Consider the following 14,060-nt stretch of genomic DNA (forward strand, 5'->3'; position numbering starts at 1 on the left):
CTTACAGGCGGTCGCGATCGTTAAGGTTACGGTTGCGCAGCTCGAGGTCTTCATCGTCATTCAGATCGAAGTCAGACGCAGATTCATCGAATGCGCGTGTTTCTCCTCCGGCACGGCCGTATTCTTCATGGACATTGCCGGACTTGTCGATATCCACTTCTTCCTTGCGGACTGTTTCGCTTACTGTTTCCGTATCTTGGATTTCACGCTTGCCGACGACAATCTCTTCACTGACGACCGGACGCTTCGTCACTTCGACGCGCTCTTCCGTCACAGGGATGTGGATGCTGTCGCCGTCTTCAAACACTTCGCCATCAGCCATTTCTCCGTCGACTTTGCGGCGTTCCACATATACTTCTTCACGCGTTACCGGGACTTCCACTGACTGCTCATCGGTTACGACATGCTTGTCGATATCGACTTCGCCTGTCTGTACGCGTTCCTTGTCGACACTGAGCTTTTCCTCATGGAGGCGGAGGCGGCGTGCCTCGTCGTCTTCATGGAGGTGATCGTGATGATCATGCTCATGGAGATGCTCGCTTTCCGTGAAGCGGCCGGAACCGACAGATTCACCGCGGCCTTCGCCGAGCGGAGGCGCATCCACCGTCATGCCATCCTCATTGACCACGCCTGAGTCGTAATGGCCCACATTTGTGGAGTCGTAGTGGCTCACATCAGTGCTGTTCATCATATCACCGCCGGCACGGCCATAATCCGCATCCGCAAACAGCAGGATGCCGCCGTCGCGTGCATCATTGTAGTACTGGTTCGCCTCTTCTTCAGTGAAGCCCATGTCATTGAAGGCGCCCCGGTTTGATTCATCGCCTCCGAGGAAGTCCATGAAACGGTCGAGCCAGCCGCGGTCATCATCCGTGCCACGGGCGTCGACGTCCATCCGGCCACGCAGCGTATTCAGATTGTCCGAGTTGTTCGTCACAACATAAAGATGCGATTCGTCATACCCTTCCGTCTTCAGCTGCTCGATCTTGTTCATCACTTCTTCTTCTGTACCATACGTACCAATATACTTTCTGTTTACCATACTGAATCCCTCCATCTTTTCGTTGTTGATGTTGAGGTGCGACTACTTGGTGTTTACCCGGGTCTCAGAGTCTGAAACTATTACAAAAATGAAAGACTTAAAGAGCCGGGCAGTTGCCGGCACTGGTTTGAAGCCACGTGCGCATGGAAATAATATAAGTATGAAAACCTCCGGATTGCCTTGAAAAAGACGGTAATAACCGGTTAATAAAGGAAAGAGGTGCGGAAGATGGAAAATCGTCAGGAGAAGAAAAAAGTAGAAGAAACTTGGGGAACCGAAGAGGAGCTGGATCTCACTCCCGAGAACAAGGATAACCCGGAAAACATGAAGGGACTGGAAGGCGAGAGCATTTACGACAGGGATGAAGATATGAAGCATGTCGACGCCATCCCCGTAGAAGACCGAAAACAGGAGGAGATCGAGGAAAACCATAACCGGATGACCAAACATGACTCCTCGACCACCCAGAAGTTCCCCGGCGCGGACTATCAGCAAAATGACGAAACAATGGAAGATGAGCGATAACCAGACAGGAATAAGCCCCCGGGCGGCACGGATGCCGTCCGGGGGCTTATTTTCTTTTCGCGATGCGTTCACGCTGACTATTCGATTTTCATCAGGTCCCAAGGTGTGATGATGCCAATCAGCTTTTCATCGCGCCGGCCATTTTCCGTAATCAGCAGCGCCTCCAGCCGGCGCCCTTTCACGACTGCATCGGAAAACATCTCTTCCGCCGCATAAACAGACAGGTTGGCGGAGATGAATTCATAGGAGCGCCCGGTATGGATATGGCGGAGGATGTCGGAAAGCGTCGTTATTTCCCGGGAAATGACGTCATCAGCAACTGTTTCGGCCAGATATTCCATCAGACCGGAAGGCGAAATCAGTCCGCGGAACTCGTCTTCCTCAAACACGGGAATCTGGAAATCCTTCTTTTTCCCTGCCATGCGGAGCGCATCTGCGAGTGAGTCGTCAGGGGCGAAAATGCGGACCTGCCTGCGGAACTGACCACCCGCAACGGGCGGCTCGGTGAGGATACGGTCGATCTGTTCGATCTTCTCCACGACTTCGTCATGCGGCTCCGCGATAGCGTACTCGATTGCAGTCCGGTGATGGACGATGGCGTTGCGCAGGTCACCGTACTCCCGCAGGTCATCCTCAAAGCGGCGGACGATGGCGTTCTTCTTTTTGGCAAAATCGATCAGCTTAAAGAAAGAGACATAAGTGTTGGAACCGGTCATTTTCTCAAGCGCCTTTTCAATGCGGTTAAAAGCGACCAGGAACCGTTCGGAATTGCTGGCTGTCATCGTCCTACCCCCTTTATACTTTTGCTTTTGCTGCGTTTTTCCGGGCCTGCCGGATACCGAACAGGATCAGGAGGACGGTAATCAGGGCAGTCACGCCAAGCGCGCCTGCCAGGTCACCGGATTCGGGACTGCCTGTAAGATACATCAGTCCGTAACCCTGAAGCTTCCACGGAGACCAAGTCCAGTACGTCCCGACGAGGCTATCAATCATCATGCCAATAAACAGGATGCCAAGCGCCGCTCCCGCGGCCCCGCCGGTCGGAAGCGCCGCGCTTGCCGTAAGCGTGAGAGTCACAACAAAGATGAGCCAGGCAGCCATGACCAGGAGAAACAGGGCCACATCGGTGAATCCGGGGACCGTTTCATACAGCTGTACGATATAGGTCGCCGCCATGCCATAACCAAGCCAGAGGGACGCAAACGCCAGCAACACGGCAGCTGTCCATTTCGACAGGTAGTAAGTTGAATATGAGATCGGCCGCACGTACAGCAGTGTGCCGGTGCCGCTTTTCCGCTCGCCGGACAAAGAGCCCATAAACGCAAGCACGAGGACGAGCAGCCCGATGGTCTGGTATTGGCCGGTAAGCGAAGCGTAGACGTCCGCTCCTGTCATTTCAGGCAGCATGAACTCCGCTCCTTCCGGCAGATTGCCGACGCTTTCCAGAATCTGTGGAAGGAAGTGGTAGGTAAGCGGCTCCAGCGCTCCGAAAAAGATGAAGACGAGCGGGACCCAGAAGAGTTTGAAGCTTCTCGCCTGCTCACGCAATTCCTTGCCGAGTAAAAGGCTGAACTGCTTCATGGCCGCTCCACCACCTTCATGAAAATGTCCTCGAGCCTCACGGATACCCTGCCGATGTTAGTGATGCCGGCCGGATGACCTCCGGCGTAGCGGAGCAATTCTTCCATCGAAACCGCTTCTCCGGAAATCGTGACGGCCGAACCGTCAGCACGTGCAGCCCACGGCGCCGATGCGGCAAACCGCTCCGCCGCCTCCGGGTTATTGAACAAGACCCTGTATCCCGAACCGCCATACTTTTCCCTGACTTCACGGAGAGGACCCTGCTCGATCAGCTTGCCGCTCCGGAGAAACAGCAGCTGGTCGGTCATCTCCTCCGCATCATTCAGGATATGGGTCGAGTACAGGATGGTCGTCGAACCGCCGAGTTCCTTCAGCATCTCCATCACTTCACGCCTGCCCGCTGGATCAAGTGCTGATACCGGTTCATCCAGAAGCAGGAGCGAAGGCCGGTGAACGATTGCCTGGGCAAGGCCCAGCCGCTGCTTCATCCCGCCGGAAAAGCCTCCGATCCGCTTTTTTCCTGCATCTCCGAGTCCGACGAAGCCAAGTGTCTTCTCGCATGCCGAGCGCACACTCCGGCCCTCAAGACCGCTCAGGCCGGCCGCCAGCTCCATGTATTCGATGGCCGTCATCCAGGGGAAGAACTTCGGATACTGCGGAAGAAACCCGATGGCGCTTCTTGGATCCTTCCCTTCTCCGCTGAACCGGATTGTGCCTGATGTTTGCCGGAGCAGTCCCGCGAGCATGGAGAGCGTCGTCGTCTTGCCGGAACCGTTCGGCCCGATCAGCGCAGTCGCCGTATGCTCCCCGAGCGAAAATGTCAGGTCGTCCACTGCCCGGATGCCGTCATACTGTTTCGTAAGCCCGGATACCTCCAATACCGTGTTCACGAATGCCGCCTCCCAACCGTAAAGTAGAGGACCGGACCGATCGTATTGATGAAGATGATAATAAATACCCAAAGAATGACCGGGCCGTTCGTCGAGCGTTTCCTGTTCAGGTCAATCAGCGCTGCGGTCATGAGAACGAGCTGAATCGCAATCAGCGGCCAAATGAGCCCCCAGGGGATTTCAGCTAACTGTTCGGTAATGGACATGGGAATCCCTCCATGATCAAGATGGTTATTCTACGTTTCATAGTGAGGAAAAGTTCCCACTAAAAAGAAATGTTGCCGCCTTCACTCCGGCACTGAGCCCCTGTTTCCTCCACGCCTTCCGGCCATGCTATACTATCGGTTGGAATGGAGGAAACACAGAAATGCCAAAATGGATTTATCCCGTGATGATCGCAGTGGGCTCGTCCTGCTACGGCATCCTGTCAACCAATATCAAGCTGGCGATGAACGCCGGCTTTACAGCGTCCGAGGCTGTCACCGCCCAATACATGACTGGCTTTTTCCTGGCGCTGATCCTGTTTGCCGCCATCAACCGGCGGCTGCCGAATCTGAAGGGGGCATCGGCACTGATTCCGGCGGGCGTGTTTACGGCAGCGACCGGAATCGTCTATGGGAAGTCGCTGATCTACCTTCCCGCATCCCTTGCCGTCGTCCTGCTATTCCAGTTTACGTGGATCGGCATGCTGATCGACTGCATCGCCAGAAAAAGGCTGCCCAACCGGGGAGAATTGCTTTCCCTTGTCCTGCTCTTTGCAGGCACGGTGCTGGCTGCCGGCCTGATCGGCACCGACCTGACCGGCATTCCTTGGCAGGGATGGGCTTGGGGAATGGCCGCCGCACTTACCTTCTCCCTGTTCATCTTCTCAAACCGTAAATCAGTAGAAGGCATGGATACGCTCACCCGCATGCTTGTCACTTCTTTTGTAGCCGTGATTGTCATATCGGTTTTCCAATCCCCAGAAATCCTCTGGAACGGCAGCCTGCCGGATGGCCTTTGGATGTATGGGCTGTTGCTCGGCGTCTTCGGGATTATTGCGCCGGTTGCCTTGTTCGGCATGGCGGTGCCGCATGTCGGCTCCGGCATGTCCTCGATACTGAGCTCGGCCGAACTGCCGGTCGCCGTCACCGTCTCTGTCCTTCTCCTGAATGAGCCGTTCTCGGGTCTGCAGCTTGCGGGAATCATTGTCATCCTGATCGGAATGATCGTTCCCACACTGTTCGAGCGAAGGCGTTCCGCTCCGCCCGCTGTCACGGAATCGACGTAATCGCCTTTTGTTTGTCAAGATTCCCGGATGCCCATATGGTTTGATAGAGTCAGCACACTTAATGGAAAGAAGGTATCTCCATGAAGAAGAAAATGACGTTCACTCTTTTGTCGGCCTTCCTGATTTTCTTGCTCGGCGCCTGCGGCACCTCTGATGACCAGTCGGGAGAAACCGGTGGTGACCATGCCGGACACGAAGAGACGGATGCCGAACAAGGCGTACACCCGCTCACCGTAGATATGCAATTGCCGGAAAAGGCGACCGCTGGCGAGGAAGTCACCATCCGCACGATCGTCACGATGGGCGATGAAATCGTTGAAGACGCGGATGAAGTGAAGTACGAGATCCGGAACGAGGCCGGAGAAAGCGAAATGATCGTGGCCGAATTCGACGGAGAAGAAGCTTACCCCATCACGAAAACCTTCGACGAGCCGGGCACCTATAAGGTGATCCCTCATACGACCGCCCGCGGCCTGCACACGATGCCGGCCAAGGACATCACGATCGAATAAAAAGAATCCCCGCGGCACAGTCATGAAGACCGTGCCACGGGGGTTTTTGGTTGATCAGATTCCGCTCCGCTTTCCGAGCAAAAGGATGATTGCCGGGATCAGCAGCGGCCTTACGACGAATGTGTCAATCAGGATACCGAGTGCCATCATAATGCCAAACAGTTTAAGTTCGTAAATCGGCATCGTTCCAAGCACAAGGAATGTCGCGGCCAGGATAAGACCTGCCGAACTGATGACGCCGCCGGTCTTCTCGATACCGAGCTTGACGGCCTCCTTCAGCTCGTGATGCTTCCGCTCTTCACGGATCCGGGCGATGAGCATGATGGAGTAGTCGACACCCAGCGCGATCAGGAAGACGAATGTGTAAAGCGGGATGCGGTAGCTGATTTCATCCGTCCCGAAGAACACATCGAACAGGAAGATCGACAATCCGAGCGTCGCAGCGAATGACAGCAGCAGCGTGCCGATCAGATACAGCGGCGCGATCACCGAACGGGTCTGGAACGCCAGCATAAGCGTGATCAGGACCGCGACGGCGATCATGATGATGAGCGTATCACGGTCATTGATTTCCCGTAGGTCCGCGTTGATCGCGCTCTGGCCGGCCAGATGGAATTCGGCGGCATTGATTCCCGCCTCTTCCGCAATCTCCATGCCGCGGTCCCTCAACTGGTTCGCCGCATCAAGCGCGTCGCTTTCATACGGGTTCGAGTCGAACGTGACCGTGACCTGGACCGCCTCGCCGTCTTCCGATACCGGCATGCCCTGGAACGAGGTTCCTGCGATGCCCGGTTCTTGTTCGATGGCCGTCGCGAGTTCGGCAGCCTGGTCCGGCGTGATTGTGCCTTCAGAAACGACAAGCACCGTTCCCGGAGCAAGCTCCCCTTCGCCGAACGTATCGCCGAGCACTTCGAATCCTTGGCGTGAAGACAGATCATCCGGGAACGACTTGATCAGGTCGAACGATTCCTTGTAGTTGACCGTGTTGATCGAAGCGAGGACGAGCACGGCCAGCACCGGAATCAGGAATGCGACCGGACGGGCCGTGACCTTTTCCGAAAGCCGGGCCCAGATCGTCTTCTTTTTTGCTTTCTCTTCGCCATAAGCCGGAATCCTTGGCCAGAATGCCTTGCGCCCCGCAATGGCGAACAGTGCCGGAAGCAATGTCAGGCCGGCGATAAGAATGATCGCAGCAGCAATGGCGAACACCGGCGCAAAGTTCCGGTAGGACTCGTAAAGCGCAACAAACAAAGTAAGGACACCGAGGAAGATCGTGCTTCCGCTGAAGAAGATCGGTTCTCTGACACCCTTGACCGCCGCATCCATCGCCTCGGCGGTATCTTCATGTGTCCGCAATTCTTCGCGGAATCGCGAGAATACAAGCAGCGAGTAGTCAGTGACGACCGCAAACAGCAGGACAAGCATGATTGAGATGGACTGGTTCTCGGTGACATACCAGCCGGCCGATGCACCAAGTCCGACCACTTTATCAACGACCGTATAGACGATCGATGCCCCGATAAGCGGGATCAGCGCCAGAAGCGGTGAGCGGTAGATGATGAGAAGCAGGACCAGGATGATCGCCACAGTCGACAGAATCAGGACAACATCCGCCCGTGAAAACAGCTCGACAGCGTCGGCAGCGATTCCCGCCGGTCCGGTCCAATAGATTTCCATGCCGTCTCCCGCTTCCGCGGCGACGGTTTCTTTCATGTCGTCAAGAAGAACCTTCAGCTCTGTCCCTTCCAGGCCGGGCAGCGTGACCGGCGCAAAAAATACCGTTCCGTCTTCGGAGAGGAACGTATCCCTTGTTCCGAGAAGCGCCTGAGCCGGGATGACCGTCACGTCTTCATAGGACTCGTTTTCGGAAAGCCCGCCGATCGCTTCCGCAAAGGCAGTGATCTGTTCCTCGGTCAGGCCATCCGCGTTTTCTGCAACAACGATAGCCGGAACCCCTTCCTCCGAAGGGAAGTAATCGTTGATGCGCTCCGAAGCGACGATCGACGGCTCATCCGCAGGAAGCCCGGAGTTTTCATTCGGCTCGAAAAAGTCCCTGGCACCCGGTGCCACAACAGACAGCACGGAGGCAGCAATGATCCAGATGAGCAGGGTCGCCCAATACTTCCGTTTCCCTTTCATCGGCGATCCCCTTCTTTCTCAGTCATAAAGGTTACCGCGACAAACAATGCGAACGCGACAAGCAGAGTGGTCCCGCCGACGATGTAGAAGATAAGCGAGAACGTTTCATTAATCCCGAATGGCTGCATGAACTGCAGCCACATCCCCGTTGTGAGGCCAATCGCACCGAGGATCCCGGTCCAGCCGTGGATGGCGACCAGTTTCTGTGAGCGCACCGCGTAAAGCTTATAAAAGACACCCCAGGAAAACACCGACAGCCAGCCGACGAGCAGGATATGGGCGTGGATCGGGCGGAACGCATAGGATCCCGCTCCCGCCATGTGGGAGCCGATCACCGTACCGATCAGCCCAAAAATGGCTGCGATGCGCATGAGGCGCAGACTCCATTTTCCTTGCATGTTGAATCCCTCCGTTCACTTGATGATTTCATTATAAGTTCCCAAGTTGAACGGAAGATGAACTTGGGGTGACAAAACGTTCAACCCTGGGTCTTTTCAGGCAGGAACACGGTAAATCTGGCCCCTCCGGAAGGGGAATCTCCGGCAGTGAGGCGGCCGCCATGCAGCGCGATAACCGCTCCGGCGATCGAAAGCCCGAGTCCGGTGCCGCCTCCCGCGCTCCTCGCTTTGTCAGAACGGTAAAACCGCTCGAATATCCGCTCACGCTCCCCTGCCGGAATCCCCGGCCCTGAATCGTCAAAATTCACTGTGACGCCATCCGGGCCATCGTTGACAGTGATCCGGACCTCCCCTCCCTCAGTCGTGTACTTTGCCGCGTTGGACAGGAGGTTCTCCCATACTTTTCCGAGCAGTTCACGGTCTCCCGTGACAGATGCTTCTTCCACTTCAAGCGTCACCGAAATTCCCTTTTCCTCGAACGGCCAGCGGGACCTGCGTACGGTTTCTTTCAGCTGGCGGGATACACTGAAAAGACAGTGTTCCGGCAGCTCGGTAAACTGGTCGATCGAACTCAGGAGCAGCAGCTGGCCGGATAGGGCCGAGAGCCTGGCGGATTCGTCCCGGATGATTTCTGCATACTCATGGCGGCGGTCCGCGGGAAGCTCCGGATCCATAAGGAGCTTCGCATAGCCCTGCATGTTCTGCAGCGGCGACTGGAAATCATGCGAAACATCGCTGATGAACGCCTTGCGCGCCAGGTCGTTTTCGGCGAGCTTGCCGACCATTCTCCGGAAGCTGTCCGACAGCTGGCCGATCTCGTCGCCCCGGCGGATATCCGGGAGCTCCGTAAAGCGCTCCTCCGCCACCCGGTTCGTCGCCTCCGTCAGTTCCGTCAGCGGCCGGATCAGCCGTTTGGCCGTGACCAGAACCGCTGCAAAGCCGATCACCGCCATCGACACTAGCATGATCGCCGTCAGCCAGTGCAGCTCACTGAACAGGAGACCGATGTCCGGCCGGATAAACAGCGCGTGTGGCCGTCCGTCATATGTGAAGGGGACTCCGGCCGTGTTGGCGAGATCGTTGGCGAAATATCCTGCCCAGAACGTCTCAGCAGGCAGGTCGCGCATGCCATGATAAACCTCCCCGGAAAGCACCTTGCCGACCGTGCCCGGAGGAAGGGTCCTGTCGTTAAACGGACCGCCGTAGAAAGTCCCGCCCCCTTCGCGGTCCGTCACGTACAGGATATATCCGGCATACGCATGGGTCTTCAGGTACTGGTCAAGATCGAGCGATCCGTTCTTCTCAATGAAAGCGGCCATGGAAGCGGCGATCGCGACATGTTTTGCATCGTTGTCTTCTTTCATTTCACGGTGATACACCGTATTGACGATTAGATAGGACAGGATCAGCCCCGAAGCAAGCACCACAACCGACGCAAGGACGAACTTACCATACAGTGATTTCATGGGCGGATCTCCAGCTTATATCCGACTCCCCGCACGGTCACAATCGAGACCCGGTCTGTAAGCCCCTCCAGGCGTCCTCTGATGCGCTTGATATGCACTGACAGCGTCCGGTCATCCCCTTCATAATCAAGCCCCCATACACGCTCCAGAAGACGTTCACGCTCAAACACCACATTCGGCCTGGATGCGAGAATTGTAAGCAGCTCAAACTCCTTCAGGGGGAGCAGCAGCGTCCTGTTTCCGCAGGCCACCTCATAGCTCTGGCGGTCAATTTCAAGTGGGCCGGCCAAAATCGGCGCCTCTTCCTCTTTCCTGTAGCGGCGCAGAATCGCCTCCACCCGGAACAGAAGTTCCTTCGGCTCGAACGGCTTCACAACATAGTCGTCGGACCCCGCCCGGAATCCCCGTTCCTTGTCTTCCAGCGCACCCTTTGCCGTCAGGAGCAGCACCGGCATGTCCCTGAACGACTTTAGTTCCCTCGTGAGCGCAAACCCGTCCATGCCGGGCATCATGACATCGACAACCGCCAAATCCGGATGTTCCGTATCCAGCAGCGAAAGTGCGCCGATGGCATCACCCGCGACAGCAACCCGGTATCCCGCGTCCTGAAGGGTGATCCGGACCAGCTCCCGGATCCCCGGATCATCATCCACAACCAGAATCTTCACGTTCATCCCTTCTTTCCTGAATCCATTGTGCAATACGAGGGAAGAGGGGACAAGCGGGAACAGCTAATCATTACATGCCTTTTATGAGTTTCAGTTAGCTTGAGTCAGCCTAATATTAGCCCCATGGATGTACAGAAAACACCGCCTCCCGTAAAGAGAGGCGGTGTCTGGGTATTCTTATAGAACCTTGCTGAGAAACGCTTTTGTCCGCTCATGCTGCGGGTTGCCGAACAGTTCTTTCGGGACATTCTCCTCGACGATATAGCCCCCGTCGATGAACAGCACCCGGTCAGCCACCTCGGCGGCAAATCCCATCTCGTGGGTCACGACGATCATCGTCATGCCCTCTTTTGCAAGGTCCTTCATAACGCCGAGAACATCGCCGACCACTTCCGGGTCAAGCGCAGAGGTGGGCTCATCGAACAGCATCACCTTCGGGTCCATCGCAAGTGCCCTGGCGATCGCCACACGCTGTTTCTGGCCGCCCGACAGTTCGCCCGGGTAAGCCTTTGCCTTGGCGGCCAGACCGACCTTATCCAGCAGGACAAGTGCCTTTTTCTCTGCAGCTTCCGGCTTCAGCTTTCCGGTCTTGACCGGTGCGAGCGTCAGATTATCCAAAACCGTCATATGAGGAAACAGGTTAAAGTGCTGGAATACCATCCCGACATTTTGACGGATCTGATTGATGTTGTTTTTCGGGTCGGTGATATCCACCCCGTCAATATAGACATGACCGCCGGATATCTCCTCCAGTCGGTTCAGGCACCGGAGAAACGTGCTCTTTCCCGATCCCGAAGGCCCGATGACACAAACTACTTCGGAGGGCTCCACGGCAGTGGACATGTCTTTGATGACTTCCAGATCCCCGAATGATTTCTTGAGATTGTTCACCTGAATCATACTCATCTCAGGACAAACCTCCTTTCCAGATAGCCGGACAAGAGTGACAGAAGATAGATAATGACAAAATACATGACCCCGAGTGCCAGGTATATGGTGAATGGTTCAAATGTAGCACTCACGATGACCCGGCCTCGCTGCGTCAGATCGGCAACTCCGATGATCGACAGGAGCGATGTATCCTTGAGTGAAATGATCGCCTGGTTCGTGATCGTCGGCAGCATCCGCCGGAATGCCTGCGGCAGGACGATATGGCGCATGTTCTGGGACTGTGTGAGTCCAAGTGAGCGCGCTGCCTCCGTCTGTCCTTTGTCGATGGACTGGATCCCCGCACGGATGATTTCCGCGAAGTATGCCCCGGCATTGATTGCGACCGTGACAATTCCGGCCCATTCCTTATCCAGGGACACCCAGGAAAATGAGTTCAGGCCAAAATAAATAAAGAACAACTGGACGATAAACGGCGTACCCCGTATTGCATCCACGAAGATTTTGGCGATCCAGTTCAGAATCTTTAACGGCGAAAGCCGCAATAGCGCCATGACAAGTCCGATAAGAAAGCCAAGGACAATGGCGACAGCAAAAATATAAAGCGTCATTTTCAGACCTTCCCACAGCATGGGAAGGGATTCGATAATCGTTTCCATTTATTCACTCCCCCGTCGTTGCAAATTCCTGATGGTTAAATGGAAAAGGCGCGCCTCAGCGCGCCGTTTGCCTGTCCGGCTTATTCCGAGATATAGGTGTTCAGGATTTCATCGTACTCGCCGCTGTCTTTCAGCTCCTGAAGACCGGCATTGATCTTTTCGAGCAGATCTGCGTTTTCACCCTTCAGGACCGCGATGCCGTAGTTGTCTCCGTTTAGGCGGTCGCCCACGATCTTCAGGTCCAGATTGCTTTCCGCAATCGCATACGCGATGACCGGATAGTCTTCAATCAGGACATCCGCATTGCCGTTCGACACTTCCTGGAACATGGACGGGCTGTCTTCAAGCACTGTGACTTCAAACCCGTACTCGTCCTGGTTATCCTGTGCGAACTTGGCACCAGTCGTGCCGGATTTGACAACAACAGTCTTTCCATCCAGATCTTCAAGCGCCTCGATGTCATTGTTTTCCTGCTGGGCAACAAGCGTCAGACCTGCTTCAAAATACGGATCTGAGAAATCGACGACTTCCTTTCGCTCATCCGTGATGCTCATCCCCGCAATGGCCACATCCAGCTGGCCTGCCTGAAGAGCCGGGATGATTCCGCCGAAGTCCATCGGCTCGAGCGTAATTTCAAACCCCTGGCTATCTGCGATGGCTGTGATCAGATCCACGTCAATCCCCTTGTAATCCCCGTTGCTGTCTTCAAATTCAAATGGCGGATAGGTCGTGTCAATGCCGACCGTATACGTCTCGCCATCGCCGCCCCCTTCGCCGGCACTTCCATTCTCTTCAGACGCTCCATCGTCCTCGCTCCCGCAGGCTGCCAGGAACAGTACAAGCGCTGCAAGTGTCAGCAAAAACTTTAACTTCTTCAATCAAAAGCCCCCCTGTCTTTAGAATCATCCAACTCAACAATACCACAACCGCCGTGTCGTTAGAATGATAATTCGATAATTTCCGGCTTTTCAAAAAGGAGAGCGGCTACATATACAGACTCTTTAGCGTGTTCACTGAGCGGGGCTGTCCGAAAATTGTCTTTCCAACGGCTCTGGTCGCTTTCCGCAGGCGTTTCCGGCACTAATGCGAAGATTGGCACCTGCGCTCAAAAGCGAAAGTATTGAGCGGCATTAGCTGCACTCCTCGGACTCCCTCCTGCGGCGTCTTCCGGCGTCTTCGGCTAAGGCTATTCCCGTAGGACAGGGAAGCCTCCTCAAACAAGCACGCACAAGGGAAATGCGAAGCATTTTCGAGGAGTCTCCCGACACCACTGCTGTTTGCCATGATACAAGAATTTAATTGCTTATTGGACAGCCCCGTTTAATGAAATCCAGCGATGCATGTGACCCTCGGACAGGCTGCCTTTCAACCTGAAGTGCATTTAATTTTCCGCACAAAAAAACCGTCTCCATAAGGAGACGGCCTTGTGCCCAGCGACGTCCTACTCTTGCAGGGGGAAGCCCCCGACTACCATCGGCGCTGAAGAGCTTAACTTCCGTGTTCGGGATGGGAACGGGTGTGACCTCTTCGCCATTATCACTGGACCTGAGCTTGTTCGCTCAAAACCGGATAAACCTGACATTGTATTCGTATACCGAATCTTTCCACGTGCCATGGTCCGGCCTCAGCGGCTAGCTGCTTGGTCATAAGCCGTCCAGCTATGCGGGTCAGGACCCGCTCCGCCGTTCGTCTTATGCCTGTCGCAGCTGTTCAGCCGCTTCGGCACTTCCTTGAGGAGAAGTCCTCGATCGATTAGTATCCGTCAGCTCCATGTGTCGCCACACTTCCACCCCGGACCTATCCACCTCGTCTTCTTCGAGGGATCTTACTGGCTTGCGCCATGGGAAATCTCATCTTGAGGGGGGCTTCGTGCTTAGATGCTTTCAGCACTTATCCCGTCCACACATAGCTACCCAGCGATGCCCTTGGCAGGACAACTGGTACACCAGCGGTGTGTCCATCCCGGTCCTCTCGTACTAAGGACAGCTCCTCTCAAATTTCCTGCGCCCGCGACGGATAGGG

At 55.4% G+C, this 14,060-nt stretch carries 15 protein-coding genes and 2 rRNA genes; 3 read left to right on the forward strand and 14 right to left on the reverse strand.

The annotated features are described in order from the left end of the window. Nucleotide 1: 1 nt before the first annotated feature. Complete coding sequence (locus BMX91_RS05120; RefSeq protein ID WP_177168273.1) at nt 2-1,042, reverse strand: YsnF/AvaK domain-containing protein; 1,041 nt, start codon at nt 1,040-1,042, stop codon at nt 2-4. Between the two features lie 228 nt (nt 1,043-1,270). Here BMX91_RS05120 and BMX91_RS05125 point away from each other — a divergent pair, with 228 nt between their 5' ends. Beyond that, entirely contained in the window at nt 1,271-1,567 is a 297-nt protein-coding gene (locus BMX91_RS05125; RefSeq protein ID WP_092050621.1) for a hypothetical protein, read from the forward strand. Between the two features lie 77 nt (nt 1,568-1,644). Here the strand turns inward: BMX91_RS05125 and BMX91_RS05130 are convergent, their stop codons facing one another. The 4 genes from BMX91_RS05130 to BMX91_RS05145 are packed head-to-tail and all read right to left on the reverse strand — an operon-like array spanning nt 1,645 to nt 4,244. Next, nucleotides 1,645-2,349, reverse strand: a complete 705-nt coding sequence (locus BMX91_RS05130) for a CBS domain-containing protein (protein ID WP_092050624.1) — start codon at nt 2,347-2,349, stop codon at nt 1,645-1,647. Between the two features lie 13 nt (nt 2,350-2,362). Beyond that, the gene (locus BMX91_RS05135; protein ID WP_092050627.1) at nt 2,363-3,148 is read right to left on the reverse strand and encodes an ABC transporter permease; all 786 of its coding nucleotides are present in this window, start codon (nt 3,146-3,148) and stop codon (nt 2,363-2,365) included. Next, a complete protein-coding gene (locus BMX91_RS05140) occupies nt 3,145-4,038 on the reverse strand; it encodes an ABC transporter ATP-binding protein (RefSeq protein ID WP_092050630.1) in 894 nt (297 codons plus the stop codon). Before BMX91_RS05140 ends, BMX91_RS05135 begins: the two co-directional genes overlap by 4 nt. After that, the gene (locus tag BMX91_RS05145; protein WP_092050633.1) at nt 4,035-4,244 is read right to left on the reverse strand and encodes a PLD nuclease N-terminal domain-containing protein; all 210 of its coding nucleotides are present in this window, start codon (nt 4,242-4,244) and stop codon (nt 4,035-4,037) included. Before BMX91_RS05145 ends, BMX91_RS05140 begins: the two co-directional genes overlap by 4 nt. A gap of 161 nt (nt 4,245-4,405) precedes the next feature. Between BMX91_RS05145 and BMX91_RS05150 the strand changes: the two genes are divergently transcribed. Together BMX91_RS05150 and BMX91_RS05155 are read left to right on the forward strand one after the other, a co-directional pair. Further along, entirely contained in the window at nt 4,406-5,308 is a 903-nt protein-coding gene (locus BMX91_RS05150; RefSeq protein WP_092050636.1) for an EamA family transporter, read from the forward strand. Nucleotides 5,309-5,388: 80 nt separating this feature from the next. Continuing rightward, nucleotides 5,389-5,820 carry a FixH family protein gene (locus BMX91_RS05155; protein WP_092050639.1) on the forward strand — a complete coding sequence of 144 codons (432 nt, stop codon included), beginning with the start codon at nt 5,389-5,391 and terminating at the stop codon, nt 5,818-5,820. 54 nt (nt 5,821-5,874) lie between these two features. Here BMX91_RS05155 and BMX91_RS05160 read toward each other — a convergent pair whose 3' ends face one another. From BMX91_RS05160 to BMX91_RS05200, 9 genes are all read right to left on the reverse strand, one after another. Beyond that, a complete protein-coding gene (locus tag BMX91_RS05160; protein ID WP_092050641.1) occupies nt 5,875-7,959 on the reverse strand; it encodes an MMPL family transporter in 2,085 nt (694 codons plus the stop codon). Next, nucleotides 7,956-8,357: a hypothetical protein gene (locus BMX91_RS05165; RefSeq protein WP_092050643.1), complete on the reverse strand. Its 402-nt coding sequence runs from the start codon at nt 8,355-8,357 to the stop codon at nt 7,956-7,958. Before BMX91_RS05165 ends, BMX91_RS05160 begins: the two co-directional genes overlap by 4 nt. A gap of 80 nt (nt 8,358-8,437) precedes the next feature. Further along, on the reverse strand, nt 8,438-9,823 hold the full coding sequence (locus BMX91_RS05170; RefSeq protein WP_092050645.1) for a sensor histidine kinase: 1,386 nt from the start codon (nt 9,821-9,823) through the stop codon (nt 8,438-8,440). Next, complete coding sequence (locus BMX91_RS05175; RefSeq protein WP_092050647.1) at nt 9,820-10,491, reverse strand: response regulator transcription factor; 672 nt, start codon at nt 10,489-10,491, stop codon at nt 9,820-9,822. The genes BMX91_RS05170 and BMX91_RS05175 overlap by 4 nt, the downstream gene beginning before the upstream one ends. 177 nt (nt 10,492-10,668) lie before the next feature. Next, a complete protein-coding gene (locus tag BMX91_RS05180) occupies nt 10,669-11,397 on the reverse strand; it encodes an amino acid ABC transporter ATP-binding protein (RefSeq protein ID WP_092050650.1) in 729 nt (242 codons plus the stop codon). Then, nucleotides 11,394-12,038: an amino acid ABC transporter permease gene (locus tag BMX91_RS05185; protein WP_092050652.1), complete on the reverse strand. Its 645-nt coding sequence runs from the start codon at nt 12,036-12,038 to the stop codon at nt 11,394-11,396. Before BMX91_RS05185 ends, BMX91_RS05180 begins: the two co-directional genes overlap by 4 nt. Nucleotides 12,039-12,118: 80 nt before the next feature. Next, nucleotides 12,119-12,916, reverse strand: a complete 798-nt coding sequence (locus tag BMX91_RS05190; protein WP_092050655.1) for a transporter substrate-binding domain-containing protein — start codon at nt 12,914-12,916, stop codon at nt 12,119-12,121. 550 nt (nt 12,917-13,466) lie between these two features. Further along, nucleotides 13,467-13,582 (reverse strand): 5S ribosomal RNA (rrf, locus tag BMX91_RS05195). A 188-nt stretch (nt 13,583-13,770) separates the two neighbouring features. Next, nucleotides 13,771-14,060, reverse strand: a 23S ribosomal RNA gene (locus tag BMX91_RS05200); the annotation flags it as partial.

The organism is Bhargavaea ginsengi (assembly GCF_900109165.1).
Lineage (GTDB): Bacteria > Bacillota > Bacilli > Bacillales_A > Planococcaceae > Bhargavaea > Bhargavaea ginsengi.